Consider the following 14549-nt stretch of genomic DNA (forward strand, 5'->3'; position numbering starts at 1 on the left):
CCCTCACGCTCTCGGAACGGCAACCGTCACCTTGAACAGGTCCCCGTCCATTTCGATCGTCATCCGGCCTTCATGCAGGTCGACAATCGACTGCGCGATGGCAAGGCCAAGACCGGAGCCTTCGGTGTGGCGGGAGGCGTCGCCGCGCTTGAAGCGTTCGAACAGTTCATCCGCATTGTCACCCAGTTCATACTTCGAAACATTTTTGATCGTGAAGCGGACTTCCTGAGACACTTCGCTCGCTTCGTCCAGCGTGACATACACCCGCGTGCCCGGCATCGCATACTTAAGCGCGTTCTGGATCAGGTTGTCGATGACGCGCCACCATTTCTGGCCGTCAACCGACACCGTGAGCGGGCCGTCAGCGATACTTACCCGGAAGTCGAGCGGGGACGCTGCGATCTCCTCGTCGTATTCTGCAATCGCCTGCCGGACAAGTTCCACGAGGTCGACGCGCTGGCGGTTCAGCTCCACATTGCCGCTCGCCATTTTGGAGACGTCGAACAGGTCGTCAATGAGCGTCTTTAGCCGCTGGGATTTGCGGTCGAGGACATCCACGTATTCCGCACGTTCCTCGGCCGTCAGATCCGGTTTCTTCAACAGATCGGTGTAGGTGATGATCGAGGTCAACGGCGTGCGCAGGTCGTGACTGACATTGGTGATCAGCTCTGTCTTGAGCCGCTCGCTTCTTGCCTGTTCGGACATGGATAGCCGGACGCCTTGCCGGAGCCGGTTCAGGTCCGAAGCATGCTTTGCGAACAGACTCGTTCCTTTTACCGGAACCTCTTCGGCCAGGCGGCCTGCCGCCATCCGGCCGGTCGCATCAATGATCCGGTTCAGATAACCGGTCCGCCGGATCATGAAGAACAGCACCGGCAGGGCCACCGTGAAGAAGAGGAACAGCCAGATGGCACTTAGTCCGAAGCCGACATTGAGCCCCAGCATAAACGACAGGAAGACGCCCCCGAATCCAAGGCCGGCAAGGAAAATCACAACGAGCAGGAACATCACCTGCGTACCGAGTTTCCGGTTCAAAAAGAACGCCCGCAGATCATCCGCGGCTCTCCGGATGTAGGCACGCTCCAGATCCTGCCCGATCCGTCCGCTGTCCGAAAACCGCCGGACAACATGAAGGATCAGAAACACTGCGACACCAAGCGCCAGCGCGAAGAACATTGCGTTGACGGCCAGTTCCGAGTACATGAAACTGCCTGTATGATGAACAAAATTCATGAAGGTTTCTTTCATATATTCAGCGAATGTGAGCGCGATGAGCGATGCAACTGCTGCAGCCGCCGTCAACACATCAATCGGGAAACGTTCCAACTTCTGCGACAGCGCGTTCCCTTTCCAGACCGAAGGCCGGAGCCGGAACACGGTAAGCAGGAGCGCAAGGGCAAGAAGTCCCGCCAGCCAGACCCCCACATACGCACGCTGTTCCGCTTTGAACACGGTATACCCCCAGGCGAGCTGGTCATCATTCAGATAAACCTCATCCCTGATCCCCCGGCCCGCCGCTTCGTTCAGCACAGACTTCGGGACAATCACCGTTCCCTCGAAAGTTTTCACTTCATCCGGAATCAGGCTGCTTGCTTCACCCGTATAGTCCAGGTCCCCCGTAATCTGTGACGCCCGCAGATAGCCGTCTTTCTCGTTGAATGTCCGTTTGTAAGCCGCTTCTTCACGGATATTGCCGCTCGTATAGGTCTTGCCGGTTGCCGTGTCTGTCAGCTCGTAGTAGACATGGCGCACATGGTTCTCGAACGACGGCCGGTTCTCCCGGAGCGTCTTCATATACTCATCGATGACACGGCCTTTTTCAGCGCGGACCTTTTCCGCGACATGTTCGTCATCCAGGAAGTTCTGCCGGATGTCCTCAAGCTTTTCGTCCCGCTCCGCAGCAAGTGTCTCTTTTTCGTCCGCACTCTCCGCCGCACCGATCCTGCCTTCATACTGGTCCCTGATCGACGCCAGCTGATCTTCGAGGTTTCCGAAACGGTACCGGTGTTCATCCATCTCCTCTTCCGTGACCCCGATGCTTTTCTTGGCCTCTTCCGGCTCGACCGGATTCAGGACGTACGGCCCAATCTGGTTGTAGAAGAAGTCCATGCTGCTCCGGAATTCCTCGGTCTCGGTGTACGACTTCCCGATGATCCGCGGCCCCGCCTCGATCAGCACCATCACGGAAAACAAAACGAATGCGGCAAGCGCCAGCCAGACGGCTTGTGTCCACTTACCCTTGGGCATCAGAGCACACTTCCTTTCAGAACATTACGGAGCCGGGCGATCGTCTCCGCCGCGTCCACACCACGGCTGTCGAAAAAGTCCGCGATAAATCCCGAGCAGTAGATGAGGCTAGCAGCCGCAAGCACCAAAGCAATGACGGATAGCCAGATGTCACTTTTCGATTTTATAGCCAATGCCCCACACCACCTTCAGGTATCTCGGATTTTTCGGGTCTGCCTCGATCTTCTCGCGGATTTTCCGGATATGGACGGCGACGATATTGTCGGCGTTGTACGCCTGTTCGTTCCACACCCGCTCATAGATGTCATTGATCGAAAACACCCGTCCGGCATTTTGCATAAGCAATTCGGTAATCCGATATTCGATAGGTGTCAGCTTTGCCGGCTCACCGTCCACCAGCAATTCCTTGGACTCCGGATTCAGCGTCAGCCCGCCGACACGGGTTTCGCCGCCCGTGTCTGTATACGTGCCCAGACGGACATACCGGCGGAGCTGCGACTTCACGCGCGCCATCAGTTCCATCGGGTGGAACGGCTTTGTCACATAGTCGTCAGCCCCGACCGACAGCCCATGGATCTTGTCCGTCTCTTCGGACTTCGCACTCAGCATGATGATCGGGATGTTCCTCGAGTCCCTGATGCGGAACGTCGCCTGGATGCCGTCCATTTCCGGCATCATGATATCGAGGATGATCAGATGCACTTCATTTTCCTCCAGAAGCCGGAGCGCTTCCGATCCATCGCCCGCCTTGAGCACATCGTAGCCTTCGTTCTTCAGATAAATTTCGATGCCGTCCCGGATTTCCTTGTCATCGTCGACGACCAGCACCTTAAACCGTTCCATAAAGAGCCGCCCCTTTCATGTTGATTTTATTGTACCGCGGAAAACTGAAGAAAAATAAAGGGGAAAAATGAAGATTTTCTTAAGGAAGAAATGCGGAGCAGGTCCTCACCCGGCGGCACCGATGAATGAAACATTCCCTCCCCGGGCATTCTGGAAGTGGAGGTGCATCATGAGCAAAAATAAGAAAGAGCACAACAAGCCCGGCAGCACGAAAAACCGCGAGGAATACGGTTACGGCTATGACATCAGCATCGATGACCTGGGTGTCATCGGGCAGAATGACGCCGCGAAAAAACAGAAACCCCGCAGCACTAAAAAAGAAGAAAGTTGAAAAGGGCGGCCGTCCGGGACGGCTGCCCTTTTTTACAACGACTATTCCTTTTCCTCGCGGATCTGCTTGCGGAAGTACGGTGTGCGCTCCTCATCCGTACCGCGCTTGCCGAATGTAAGGACGATGAGCCCCGCCAGCAGCAAACCGACACCCATCCACGCAAAGAAGTTCAGTTCTTCGCCGACAATCGCGACGCCAAGGATCGCTGCGGTAAGCGGCTCGGCAAGCGCCAACGTGACTGCCGTTGCTGCCGGCAGCTCCTTCAGGCCGGAGGAATAGAGCAAGTATGCGACCGCCGTCGCGGCGACCGCGATGTAAACGATGACCGAGATTCCTTCCTGGGACCGGAGGCCATCCAACGGATAGATGAAGAGGAATGGTGACAGCAGCAATGCGCTGATCGTGAAGACGACACCGACCGCCGCGGCGGGATTCGCAAATTCCAGCACGATCTTGCTGGTCATCGAATAGACGGCAAATGTCAGCCCGGCACCCAAGGCCAGCAGGACACCTGACGGATTGACGGAAACGTCATCGCCTGTCAGAAGCAGGAGTGCACATCCTGCGACAGCAAGCACTGTGGCCATCACCCATCTCCTGGATGGCCGGCGTCTCAGGATGATCCATTCAATCAGTCCCGCAAACACCGGCGCGCTGCCGATACCCGTCACTGTACCGACCGCGACACCCGTCAGACGGACTGAACCGAAGAAAAAGGGCTGGAAAAGCGCCATCGCGACAGCTGCGACCAGCGTCGCCCGCCATGGCCACTCACCGAAGTTCACCCGGCGCATCGCGATTGCGAAAAACAGGAGGATCAGGCCGCCGCCGGCAAGCCGGAGCGCTCCAACAGTCAGCGGATGGACGCTTTCGGGAAGATAGGACTGAGCCGTGCCTGTTGTCCCCCACAAAATCGCGCCAATCAGCACACTGATAAACGGCAGCAAATTCAAGTCGACCCCTCCTTTATCCCATTATTCTGATATGACTATATCACAACCGAACGGCCGTACGAACCAGCCTTTTTGCCTGTTGCCCATTTGCAATCGGTTTCTTATTTTGTTAGGGTGGGTAACTGTGTTCATAATAAATCGTTTTGATAAGGGGGAACCATGAAAAAAGTCACGAAAGTTTTTTATATCACTCTCGCTTTGATTGCCATGGCGGTCCTGTTCGGCGTTGTGATGCCGGAACAGTATGAAACGGCCACAGGCAACATCCAGGCCTTTATACTTACCAATTTCGGCTGGTATTATCTGCTTCTCATGGCCGCATTGGTACTCGTCTCGCTGTTTTTCGCGCTGAGTCCGTACGGACGGATCCGGCTCGGGAAAGACACCGACCGTCCTGATTTCTCAACACCGACCTGGCTGGCCATGCTATTTTCCGCCGGCATGGGAATCGGGCTCGTCTTCTACGGGGCAGCCGAACCGCTGACTCATTTCGCTGTAAATCCGCCTACAGAAGAACCCGGCACGGAAGCCGCCCTTAAGGACAGCCTGGTGTCGACCTATCTGCATTGGGGTATTCTTCCTTGGGCCATGTATGGCCTTACTGCTCTCGCGCTTGCCTTTTTCCAGTTCCGCAAAAATGAACCCGGTTTAATTTCTGCAACAATGAAGCCGATTTTCGGCGACAAGATGAATGGCCCTTGGGGAATCGCTGTCGACGTGCTCGCCGTTTTCGCTACCGCATTCGGGGTCGCTTCGTCACTCGGCTTCGGTGCTGTACAAATTAACGGGGGCTTGAATCATCTATTCGGCGTAGAAGTCGGCTTTCCTGCGCAGTTCGCGATCATCTCGGTCGTGACCGTCCTGTTCATGATCTCCGCCTGGTCAGGCCTCAGCAAAGGGATCAAGTACCTGTCCAACACGAATATGGTGCTCGCCGTGCTTCTGCTGATTTTCGTAGTCATTGTTGGCCCGACACTGATGATCCTGAACCTGTTCACGGAAACACTCGGTACCCATTTCCAGAACCTGATCCAGCTGAGTTTCCGCTCCGCTCCTCTATCAGGGGACAACCGGGACTTTGTTGAAGGCTGGACGATCTTCTATTGGGCATGGTGGATCTCCTGGTCACCGTTTGTCGGCATGTTCATCGCCCGTGTCTCGAGGGGCCGGACGATCCGGGAATTCCTGCTGGCCATCATCTTTGTCCCGACACTGTTTTCGATTTTCTGGTTTGCCTCCTTCGGAACAACGGCAGCCAGCGTCCACAATTCGGGAACCGATCTGAGCGGGCTCGCAACAGAACTTGTACTATTTAATGTCTTCGACCAGCTCCCGATGTCGATCATCTTGTCCCTCATCGCCATCTTGCTGATTTCATCGTTCTTTATCACGTCCGCGGATTCGGCGACCTTCGTCCTCGGCATCCAGTCAACGAACGGATCCCTGACCCCGCCAAACCAGGTCAAGCTGATGTGGGGCGTGGCGCAGTCCGGAATCGCCGCCCTTCTTTTATATGTCGGCGGACTTCAGGCCATCCAGAACACGATCATCATTGCAGCCCTGCCGTTTTCGGTCATCCTGATTCTGATGGTGTACAGTACCTACAAGGCACTTAAACAGGAACGACGCCGTATGGAAGACCTTGCAAAAGGAAAGCAGATCCGTAACAAATGACGGCAAAAACATGCCCGCTTTCCGACAAAAAGGGGAAGCGGGCAGCTTTTCTGAGGTGTACGAATAAAAAAATTTCAGATAAATCGTTTTGCCTTTGTTTCGAAAGTCTGGTATGGTGGTAAGCTGATTGTCAGGCCATATTATTCATAGGGGGAATCATGAAGAAAGTCTCAAATGTCTTTTATATAACTGTCGCCATTATCGCACTGACTGTTGTCTTCGGCGTCATCGCGCCCAAAACGTATGAACAGGTTACAACCAACATCCAGTCCTTTGTCTCCACGGCATTTGGCTGGTATTATCTGTTGCTGTTTGCCGCGTTCCTTATTCTCGCAATTATTGTCGCAGTAAGCCCTTACGGCAGAATCCGGCTCGGAAAGGACACCGACCGTCCTGACTTTTCAACAGCCACATGGGTGGCCATGCTGTTTTCTGCCGGAATGGGCATCGGACTCGTCTTCTACGGCGCGTCCGAACCGATCTCCCATTATGTGGTCAATCCCCCGACGGAAGAGCCGGGTACAGGCGCGGCCCTGAAGGAAGGCCTGACCTATTCGTACCTGCATTGGGGCGCGCCGATCTGGGCCATGTACGGCATTACCGCACTGGCACTCGCCTTCTTCCAGTTCCGTAAAGACGAACCCGGGTTAATTTCGTCAACATTGAAGCCGATTTTCGGTGATAAGATGAACGGCCCATGGGGAGTTGTCGTCGATGTGCTCGCTGTTTTTGCAACTGCATTCGGTGTTGCGACTTCCCTCGGCTTCGGTGCTGTCCAAATTAACGCAGGGCTGAATCACCTATTCGGGATCGAGATCGGATTCACTTCCCAATTCGCCATCATCGTGGCCGTGACCATTCTATTCATCATTTCCGCCTGGTCGGGACTCAGCAAGGGGATCAAGTACCTGTCGAACACGAACATGGTGCTGGCAGTTATTCTGCTGATCATCGTTGTTGTGGTCGGTCCTACACTTATGATTTTCAACATCTTCACGGAAACATTCGGACTTTATCTCGTGAATATGCTGGAAATGAGCTTCCGGACCGCACCGCTTGCCGAAGATAACCGCAGCTTCGTCGATGGCTGGACCATCTTCTACTGGGCATGGTGGGTTTCCTGGGCTCCATTCGTCGGCATGTTCATCGCACGCATATCCCGCGGACGGACAATCCGTGAATTTCTGCTTGGCGTCATTATCATCCCGACGTTATTTGTTTCATTCTGGTTTGCAGCTTTCGGCTCGACGGCGGCCTCTGTCCATGACTCTGGCACAGACTTGAGCGCGTTGTCGTCGGAACTGGTCCTGTTCAACATGTTTGACCAGCTTCCGCTGTCCATCGTGTTGTCGGTCATCGCGATTCTTCTTATCGCTTCGTTCTTCATCACCTCGGCAGACTCGGCCACCTTCGTCCTTGGGATGCAGTCGACCAAAGGCTCACTGACGCCGCCAAATCAGGTGAAGTTCGTCTGGGGAATTGCCCAGTCGGCCATTGCGATCCTTCTGCTGTATGTCGGCGGCCTTCAGGCGATCCAGAACACCATCATCATCGCCGCCCTTCCTTTCTCCTTCGTCATGATCCTCATGACCATCGGAATCTTGAAGGCCCTGAAGGAAGAACGCAGAAGGATGGAAAAGCTCGCAAAAGGAAAATAAATTCAGCACCACACAGCCTGCAATCAAAGAAGAAAAAACGGAACGCCCGCTCCCCGGATGGAGTGGGCGTTCCGCTGTTTTAGTCCAGAATCGGCCGGTGATTTCAGAAAGCAGTAACCATCATCAGACCCGCATATGCAGCTGCTACAAATCCTATTCCTGATGCGGCGACCAGCCACTTCGGAAGCTCCCGCCGGCCGCCGATCTGAAGCAATAGCAGAAGGAGCATGGCGATGACCAGCAACAGAAGACCTTCCGGATTCGGATCCAACCGGGCACGGATTAAGGATCCCGCCGGACCGGAAAGCCATTCGGCCAGCGGGGCTGCACCTTCCCTGGCGAACGTCGAGTTCACGTCATGGGGCGGAGCCAGCTTGCTCATGAAGGCGGTGAACAGCAGGACAAAGCCGAGGAGCAGGCTTTCTGTTTTCAGCCAATGCATCGCCGGCCTTTCCGACCGTAAAAGGAAACCGTTCACCGTTGCCGCCGCAAGCAGCGGCAAGATGCTCAGATGCTTCAGGAGAAGCATCTGTCCATAGGGCAGGATCCACGAAGAAGCATAGTCTTCAGCCCTGACGACAAACAGCATGAGGAATATTCCGGTTCCGATAATGATGGCCATCAGCACAACGGAAAATGGCGTAAACCACCGGAGAAACGCCCGCCAGTTCATCGTTTCAGATGGACGCCAGGCGATGTTGAGCAAAATACCGGCCCAGACGGATAGCACTGCCAGATGCACCGCGTGGCCGGTCAATCCGGGCTGTCCGTGGGTGCTCGCTGAATGGCTGCCGTATGCAATGGCGATAAATGCCAGAGCCATCAGAACGGCCTGTATGGAGGCATTGGCCCTGAAGCCGATGGCCGCGATCAGCAGAACGGCCAGAACCACAATCGCCAAAAAGGTGTGTCCGGCCCGGAATCGTGCAGCGATATCCAGGAAGGCGGACAGGCGCTCCCCTGCCGGTGCCAGCATTATGGCCAGCTGGACGACCGGTGCTGCGGCCAGCACCGGTATGAAGGCGGCAGCGACCATCTTTTGCCGTCCGGTGATACGGATTTCCGGCTTCCGTCCGTCCGGCACGAACTCAAGGGCAATCGCACCCGTCAAAAAGGCCATCACCAGATAAAGCAGGAAATCTGACAGCGCGGTATAAGCAATCATCGTTTCTTACGGAGTGAGAAGAAGATGACCGCAATCAGGATCAGCACGACTGCAATAAGAACGCCTGTCATCATCCCGTTGCCGCTTTCTTCGTCAGCAGTCTCCGTGACGTCATCAGCCGTTTCTCCTGAGACTGCTTCTTCTTGCTCTGCGGCCTCTTCTTCCACAGAGATTTCTTCTTCCCCGCTGCTTTCCTCCTGTCCGGCAGCCTCTTCCGCGTTGCCGCCGGCAGGCTGCTCTCCCTCCGCAGTGATGCCGGCCGCGGCGGTGAAGGAGAGCTCGCCGCTGATCGGATGGCCGTCTTCACTGATGACCTCCCATCCGAGTGTCCATTCCCCGTCCGGCAACGGAGCGGTCAGGATACCCGTCAGCCGGTCTCCTTCTACGACCATCTCCTCGAATTCCGTTTCGCCTTCCCCTCCCGTCAGGACCAGCTTGCTGCCTTCCTCGATGCCGGCACTGAATGTCAGTACGATCTCTTCAAGCGGTTCCGTCACCGTCGCCCCGTCTTCCGGCACCGATGTCTCCATATGGGAATGCGCCAAAACCCCGGATGGCAAAATCATTACAAATAAAATAGTGAGCAACAGTTTTCTCATGCTTTCCCCTACTTTCAGTTGGTTGATGTTTTTTGAGGCAACTTAACGTCACTCTAAAACAGACTGCCGGATCCGACAAGCAGAAACCCATCGGACGCTTTTCCGCACTTCCACTCTTTCCCGTTGACCTGATGAAAAACCTGTAATAAGATTGAACTTCGGGCTTTTTTCCCGCGCGGTTCGTAACCATCCCGCGAAAACAAAACTAGGGGAGAGAAAATAGATGAAAGTCAAAACGATGGCTGTCAATGCCGTCATTGCCGCATTATACCTCGCCGTCACGGCGCTTATCGCGCCGTTCGGCTTCACGAATATCCAGTTCCGGGTATCCGAGATGTTTAACCACCTCGTCGTATTCAACAAGAAATACCTGATCGGAATTGTCCTCGGCGTGTTCATCTCGAACCTGCTATTATCGACGCTCGGCTGGTATGACCTGACGTTTGGCGTGGCCCATTCCCTGATCTCGCTTGCGATCACAGTCGTTCTCTGCAAGTTCGTCAAGGGTCGTGTGAAAGGCATGGTCGCCAACACGCTCGTCTTCACGTTCACGATGTTCATCATCGCGATCGAACTGAAGCTTGCACTCGGCTTTCCGTTCTGGTTCACCTACGCCACGCTCGCCATCAGCGAATTTGTCGTCATGATTGTCGGTGTGCCGGTCATGAATGCGTTGAACAAACGGCTCGACTTCAACCGAATGATTGAAGACTGATCCATTTAAAGCTCCGGCGGCCTGCCGGAGCTTTATTTTATGTTTAGGGAACTGTACGCGTGCTCATCCGTATAATAATCAGAAGGAGTGATCCGATGAGAAGATTCTACCGATCTACACGGGAAAAACAGCTGTCGGGTGTTCTTGGCGGTCTTAGTGAACGGTTCGGAATCGATGTGAGCATCCTCCGCATCGTCACTGTCCTATCCGGATTTTTCACTTCCGGGATCACCTGGCTGATTTACTTGATCGCGGCCATCGTGATGCCGACGGACAAACAGCTGGACTGATCGTCAGGTTGCCTAAGAGATGAAAAAAGCGATGCCGCCGGGGGCATCGCTTTTTTGGTTATTCCTTATCCGCGACAAGACCGTCGAATTCAGGTGCTTCCTTCAGGAACTCGAGTTCATAGGAAGAGTTACCGAATTCCTTGAGGACTGCTTCATTGACGTCCGTCGTGTACGTAATGCGGCTCATCGCCTGTTCAACGATTTTCGCATCCATCTCCTGGTTTGTCAGGTCTTTGATGGAGTCGATCGCGATTTTCTGTGCTTTTTCCGGGTTGTCGTTGATATACGCAACCGATTCATTGTGCGCTTCAAGCAGTTTCGCCGCAAGTTCCGGCTTTTCTTCCGTCAGTTTGTTGTTGGCAACGAGGACCGTATTCGGGAGGCTTTCCCCGTATGCAATGTCTTCCGTGCTGATGATGACTTTCGCGCCGTTGTCGACGAGGATCGAAGCCCATGGCTCAGGAACCGCTGCAAGATCGACCTTGCCGGATTCGAACATCGCCTGGTAGGACGCCGGGTTGCCGGTCACGTGATTAAGCGAGCCGCCGATCCGGGACGATGCAAGCTCATCGTTGCCAAGCTGCTGAAGGTACGTTTCAAACTGAACATCATGCGTGCATCCGATACCCGGTGTGATGAATGTCTTGCCTGCCATGTCTTCGACCGATTCGACGCCGCTTTTCTCGCTGGCGACGACGACCGTGCCGCCGGAAGATGCGCCCGCGAGCACTTTCACTTCCGCTCCGTTAGAGAAGTTGTTCAGGACAGGTCCGGGGCCTACGAGGCCGGCATCGATTTCTCCCGACTTGAGTGCAGCCATGAATGTGCCGCCGTCAGGGAACGTGATGTACTCGAGCTCAACGTCATCGCCGAGCTTTTCTTCGTAATAGCCGTTTTCCCTTGCGACCATTGCAGGCGCGTGGTCAATGTTCGGGAAGTAGCCGATGACCATCTTCTCCTTGTCCCCGCCTCCTGCATTGTCTCCGCCCCCGCATGCCGCGAGCAGCGTGATGATGCCGAGCATCAATGCTCCAAGCCACCATTTCTTCAAATCCAACATCCCCTTTCCGGGTCCTGACCCGGTTATTCATTAATAATTGAAATTCCTTAGCGCACAAACTCCGTCACGCGGACGGTTCAAGCCCCCACTTCACCCTGACCTGCTGCTCAAAGCGCTGGAACAGGAGCAGGTCGACCGTGACACCGATGACGCCGATGACGATCATGATGCCGAGCACCATGTCCATCCGGCCGAAGTCGGAAGCGTATTTTAATGTATAGCCAAGTCCCGGGCCGGTGCTGAGAAGCTCACCGGCCATGAGTGCGCGCCAGCCGAATGCCCAGGCAAGCCGGGTACCTGTGACGAAATACGGTACCGACGCCGGCAGCATGACCCGGAAAAACAGATCCGGTCCGGACGCGCCCATCGTCTGCGCAGCCTTCAGATAAATCGGAGAGACGTTCTGGATGCCGGTTCGCACGTTGATCGTCATGACGATCGCCGCACCGAGGACAATGATGAAGATGACCGATTTTTCGTTCAGGCCGAACCACATGATTGCAAGCGGCAGCCAGACGATACTCGGGATGCTCTGCAGCGCAAGGATAAGTGAGCCGAGCGTTTCGTCGGCCGTCTTCGACTTCGCGAGCAGAATGCCGAGCAGCAGCCCGATCAGGAGGGCGATCGCGAGGCCGACGAGTAGCCGCATGAAGCTTGCCCCCAGGTCGCGGAACAGCGTGCCGTCCGCAATCATTTCGCCGAGCGCACGGAACACGTCGGTCGGAGCCGGCAGGAGGACTGCCGGCACCTGGAACAGCCGGACAGCGAGTTCCCAAATCAGAAACAGGGAGACGAAGAAGACGAGACGCTTAATAACCAACCGCATTGTTTTGTTCCTCTTCTTCGACTTTGTCGTTTTCCGTCTTCAGCATTCCGAGAATCGATTCCTCATAGGCTGCCATCTCTTTAAGATGGCCTTCCCTCGGGCGCTCCAGTTTGACCTCGATGTCCTGCAGGACGCGGCCAGGATGGGTGCCCATGACGATAATGCGGTCTGAAAGCCGGACGGCTTCCTGGATGCTGTGCGTGACAAAAATTATCGTCTTCTTCGTTTCGATCCAGATCTCTTCGAGCACGCCCTGGAGCCGCATCCGGGTCTGCTCATCCAGCGCGCCGAACGGCTCATCCATGAGGAGCACAGCAGGATCCATTGCCAGCGCACGCGCGATTGACACCCGCTGCTGCATGCCGCCCGACAGCTCATGCGGATGGTGGCCCGCATACTGACTAAGCTGCACCAGACGGAGATATTTCTTGGCGGTTTCACGCGCTTCTTCTTTAGGCATGCCCTTCAGCGGGAACATCACGTTCTCCTCAACGGTCAGCCAGGGAAACAGCGCCGCCTGCTGGAATACCATGCCCCGCTCCTTGCCCGGCTTGACGATGTCGCGGCCGTCCAGCTGGAGGACACCCGAATCCGGCCGGTTCAGACCGGCGACGATGTTCAGCAGCGTCGACTTGCCGCAGCCGGATGGCCCAAGCAGCGATACGAATTCGCCTTCCCGGACATCGACGCTGATGTCTTTAAGCACCTGTTCGCGCCGGCCTTCCTTTCCGAAGCTTTTTTGTATTCCATCTATCTTAAGGAACATCATTGCACTTCCTTCTAATCTAAAATTATAATCCATATCGAATTACTAAGTTTTAAGCATAATCATACCTCAAAACATCAAGATGTCAATGGATGCATCTTGGAAATCAGACGAGTTGCCTGCATTATTTTTTTAAACTATACTTTGTAAATAGGAATTAACTCCATCGTATGTAGGAAAGGCGGAATCTGCCATGAAAATCGTCCAGTCCATTTTGGACCTGATCGGCAACACCCCCGCCGTCCGGCTCAATAAAATTCCCGACGCGGACGGTGCGAATGTATATATTAAGCTGGAATCATTTAATCCCGGCGGCAGCGTAAAGGACCGCGCAGCATTGAACATGATTGAGCGGGCCGAAGCTGACGGCAAGCTGATTCCCGGAAAAAGCACAGTCATCGAGCCGACGTCCGGCAACACGGGGATCGGCCTCGCCATGGTATGCGCGGCCAAAGGCTACCGGTGCATCATGACGATGCCTGACAACGCGACCGCGGAACGGGTGAAAATCCTGAAGGCATACGGCGCGGAAGTGTATTCGACGCCTGCAGCCGAACGCATGAACGGCGCCATCGCCAAGGCGGAAGAGCTGGCTGCGGACATTCCGGACGCGTTCATCCCGATGCAGTTCGAGAACCCGGCAAACTCGGATGCCCACCGCGGCACGACCGCCGTTGAAATCCTGGATGCATTTGACGGCAAGCTGGATGCCTTCGTCCTGACGGCAGGCACCGGCGGCACCGTGACCGGAACCGGAGAAGAACTGAAAAAACAGATCCCGGACCTGAAGATCTATGTCGTCGAGCCGAAGGGGTCACCCGTCCTGTCCGGCGGAGAACCCGGCCCGCACAAAATTCCTGGCACCGGCCCGGGATTTGTCCCGGCCATCCTTAACCGGGACGTTTATGACGAGATCCTCCTCATCGAAGACGGCGACGCGCAAGTCATGGCACGTCGCCTCGCCGCGGAAGAAGGCATCTTCGTTGGTGCTTCCGCGGCGGCATCCGCCCACTTCGCCGTCCAGATCGCCAAGAAGCTGCCGAAAGGCGCCAACGTCCTCTGTCTCGCCCCGGACACCGGCGAGAGGTACCTGTCGTCTGACCTGTTTCCTGAATAAAAGGAGATCCCCGAATTTACCGGGGATCTCCTTTTTTGTGGCCGGCGAACAGCCGCCCGCTCGTATTCTTCAAACTCAGGGGGCTATTTTTCAAACTCGGGCGGGTATTCTTCAAACTCAGAAGGGTATTCTTCAAACTCGGCTTTCCGTTGCGGACCCTCGTCGCCCAGCGCTGGCGCTTTTGAGCACAGACGCCGTTCTTTGTGACGGCCTCTGCTAGTTCGCGGGCGTGGTGATTTTACTTTTCCACTTCAACGGCACCATACCCGGGCCAGCTTCAGCTAACCTCCTGAACACCGATTAAT

The 14549-nt window shown here is 55.3% G+C and carries 15 protein-coding genes and 1 riboswitch; of the genes, 6 read left to right on the forward strand and 9 right to left on the reverse strand.

Translation table 11 applies throughout. The features are described 5' to 3' along the window. Positions 1-3 precede the first annotated feature (3 nt). Genes BMX91_RS04705 through BMX91_RS04710 form a run of 3 tightly spaced genes read right to left on the reverse strand, consistent with a single transcriptional unit; the run spans position 4 to position 3090 of the window. On the reverse strand, positions 4-2247 hold the full coding sequence (locus BMX91_RS04705) for an MFS domain-containing histidine kinase (RefSeq protein ID WP_092050457.1): 2244 nt from the start codon (positions 2245-2247) through the stop codon (positions 4-6). Further along, positions 2247-2420 (reverse strand): hypothetical protein, encoded by a 174-nt coding sequence (locus tag BMX91_RS15710; protein WP_177168270.1) that lies wholly within the window; start codon positions 2418-2420, stop codon positions 2247-2249. Before BMX91_RS15710 ends, BMX91_RS04705 begins: the two co-directional genes overlap by 1 nt. Then, entirely contained in the window at positions 2398-3090 is a 693-nt protein-coding gene (locus BMX91_RS04710) for a response regulator transcription factor (protein WP_092050459.1), read from the reverse strand. The genes BMX91_RS15710 and BMX91_RS04710 overlap by 23 nt, the downstream gene beginning before the upstream one ends. A gap of 169 nt (positions 3091-3259) precedes the next feature. Here BMX91_RS04710 and BMX91_RS15715 point away from each other — a divergent pair, with 169 nt between their 5' ends. After that, the gene (locus BMX91_RS15715; RefSeq protein WP_177168271.1) at positions 3260-3421 is read left to right on the forward strand and encodes a hypothetical protein; all 162 of its coding nucleotides are present in this window, start codon (positions 3260-3262) and stop codon (positions 3419-3421) included. Between the two features lie 41 nt (positions 3422-3462). Here the strand turns inward: BMX91_RS15715 and BMX91_RS04715 are convergent, their stop codons facing one another. Beyond that, positions 3463-4374 (reverse strand): DMT family transporter, encoded by a 912-nt coding sequence (locus tag BMX91_RS04715; RefSeq protein ID WP_092050462.1) that lies wholly within the window; start codon positions 4372-4374, stop codon positions 3463-3465. A 159-nt stretch (positions 4375-4533) separates the two neighbouring features. Between BMX91_RS04715 and BMX91_RS04720 the strand changes: the two genes are divergently transcribed. After that, a complete protein-coding gene (locus BMX91_RS04720) occupies positions 4534-6048 on the forward strand; it encodes a BCCT family transporter (RefSeq protein WP_092050464.1) in 1515 nt (504 codons plus the stop codon). A 158-nt stretch (positions 6049-6206) separates the two neighbouring features. Next, a complete protein-coding gene (locus BMX91_RS04725) occupies positions 6207-7706 on the forward strand; it encodes a BCCT family transporter (RefSeq protein WP_092050466.1) in 1500 nt (499 codons plus the stop codon). 103 nt (positions 7707-7809) lie between these two features. Here BMX91_RS04725 and BMX91_RS04730 read toward each other — a convergent pair whose 3' ends face one another. Both BMX91_RS04730 and BMX91_RS04735 read right to left on the reverse strand, forming a co-directional pair. Then, a complete protein-coding gene (locus tag BMX91_RS04730) occupies positions 7810-8871 on the reverse strand; it encodes a copper resistance D family protein (protein ID WP_092050468.1) in 1062 nt (353 codons plus the stop codon). Further along, positions 8868-9470 (reverse strand): copper resistance CopC family protein, encoded by a 603-nt coding sequence (locus tag BMX91_RS04735; protein ID WP_092050470.1) that lies wholly within the window; start codon positions 9468-9470, stop codon positions 8868-8870. Before BMX91_RS04735 ends, BMX91_RS04730 begins: the two co-directional genes overlap by 4 nt. A gap of 169 nt (positions 9471-9639) precedes the next feature. Next, a riboswitch (PreQ1 riboswitch) is annotated at positions 9640-9685 on the forward strand. A gap of 8 nt (positions 9686-9693) precedes the next feature. Here BMX91_RS04735 and BMX91_RS04740 point away from each other — a divergent pair. Beyond that, the gene (locus BMX91_RS04740) at positions 9694-10185 is read left to right on the forward strand and encodes a QueT transporter family protein (protein WP_092050472.1); all 492 of its coding nucleotides are present in this window, start codon (positions 9694-9696) and stop codon (positions 10183-10185) included. Positions 10186-10280: 95 nt separating this feature from the next. Continuing rightward, entirely contained in the window at positions 10281-10475 is a 195-nt protein-coding gene (locus BMX91_RS04745; protein WP_092050475.1) for a PspC domain-containing protein, read from the forward strand. A gap of 58 nt (positions 10476-10533) precedes the next feature. Here the strand turns inward: BMX91_RS04745 and BMX91_RS04750 are convergent, their stop codons facing one another. From BMX91_RS04750 to BMX91_RS04760, 3 genes are all read right to left on the reverse strand, one after another. Beyond that, a complete protein-coding gene (locus tag BMX91_RS04750) occupies positions 10534-11535 on the reverse strand; it encodes an ABC transporter substrate-binding protein (protein WP_092050477.1) in 1002 nt (333 codons plus the stop codon). Between the two features lie 64 nt (positions 11536-11599). Further along, a complete protein-coding gene (locus BMX91_RS04755; protein ID WP_092050479.1) occupies positions 11600-12361 on the reverse strand; it encodes an ABC transporter permease in 762 nt (253 codons plus the stop codon). Further along, a complete protein-coding gene (locus tag BMX91_RS04760) occupies positions 12345-13127 on the reverse strand; it encodes an ABC transporter ATP-binding protein (RefSeq protein ID WP_092050799.1) in 783 nt (260 codons plus the stop codon). The genes BMX91_RS04755 and BMX91_RS04760 overlap by 17 nt, the downstream gene beginning before the upstream one ends. A 193-nt stretch (positions 13128-13320) precedes the next feature. Here BMX91_RS04760 and cysK point away from each other — a divergent pair, with 193 nt between their 5' ends. Continuing rightward, on the forward strand, positions 13321-14244 hold the full coding sequence (gene cysK, locus BMX91_RS04765; protein WP_092050481.1) for a cysteine synthase A: 924 nt from the start codon (positions 13321-13323) through the stop codon (positions 14242-14244). Positions 14245-14549: the final 305 nt, after the last annotated feature.

It is taken from the genome of Bhargavaea ginsengi, assembly GCF_900109165.1.
GTDB classification, from domain to species: Bacteria; Bacillota; Bacilli; order Bacillales_A; family Planococcaceae; genus Bhargavaea; species Bhargavaea ginsengi.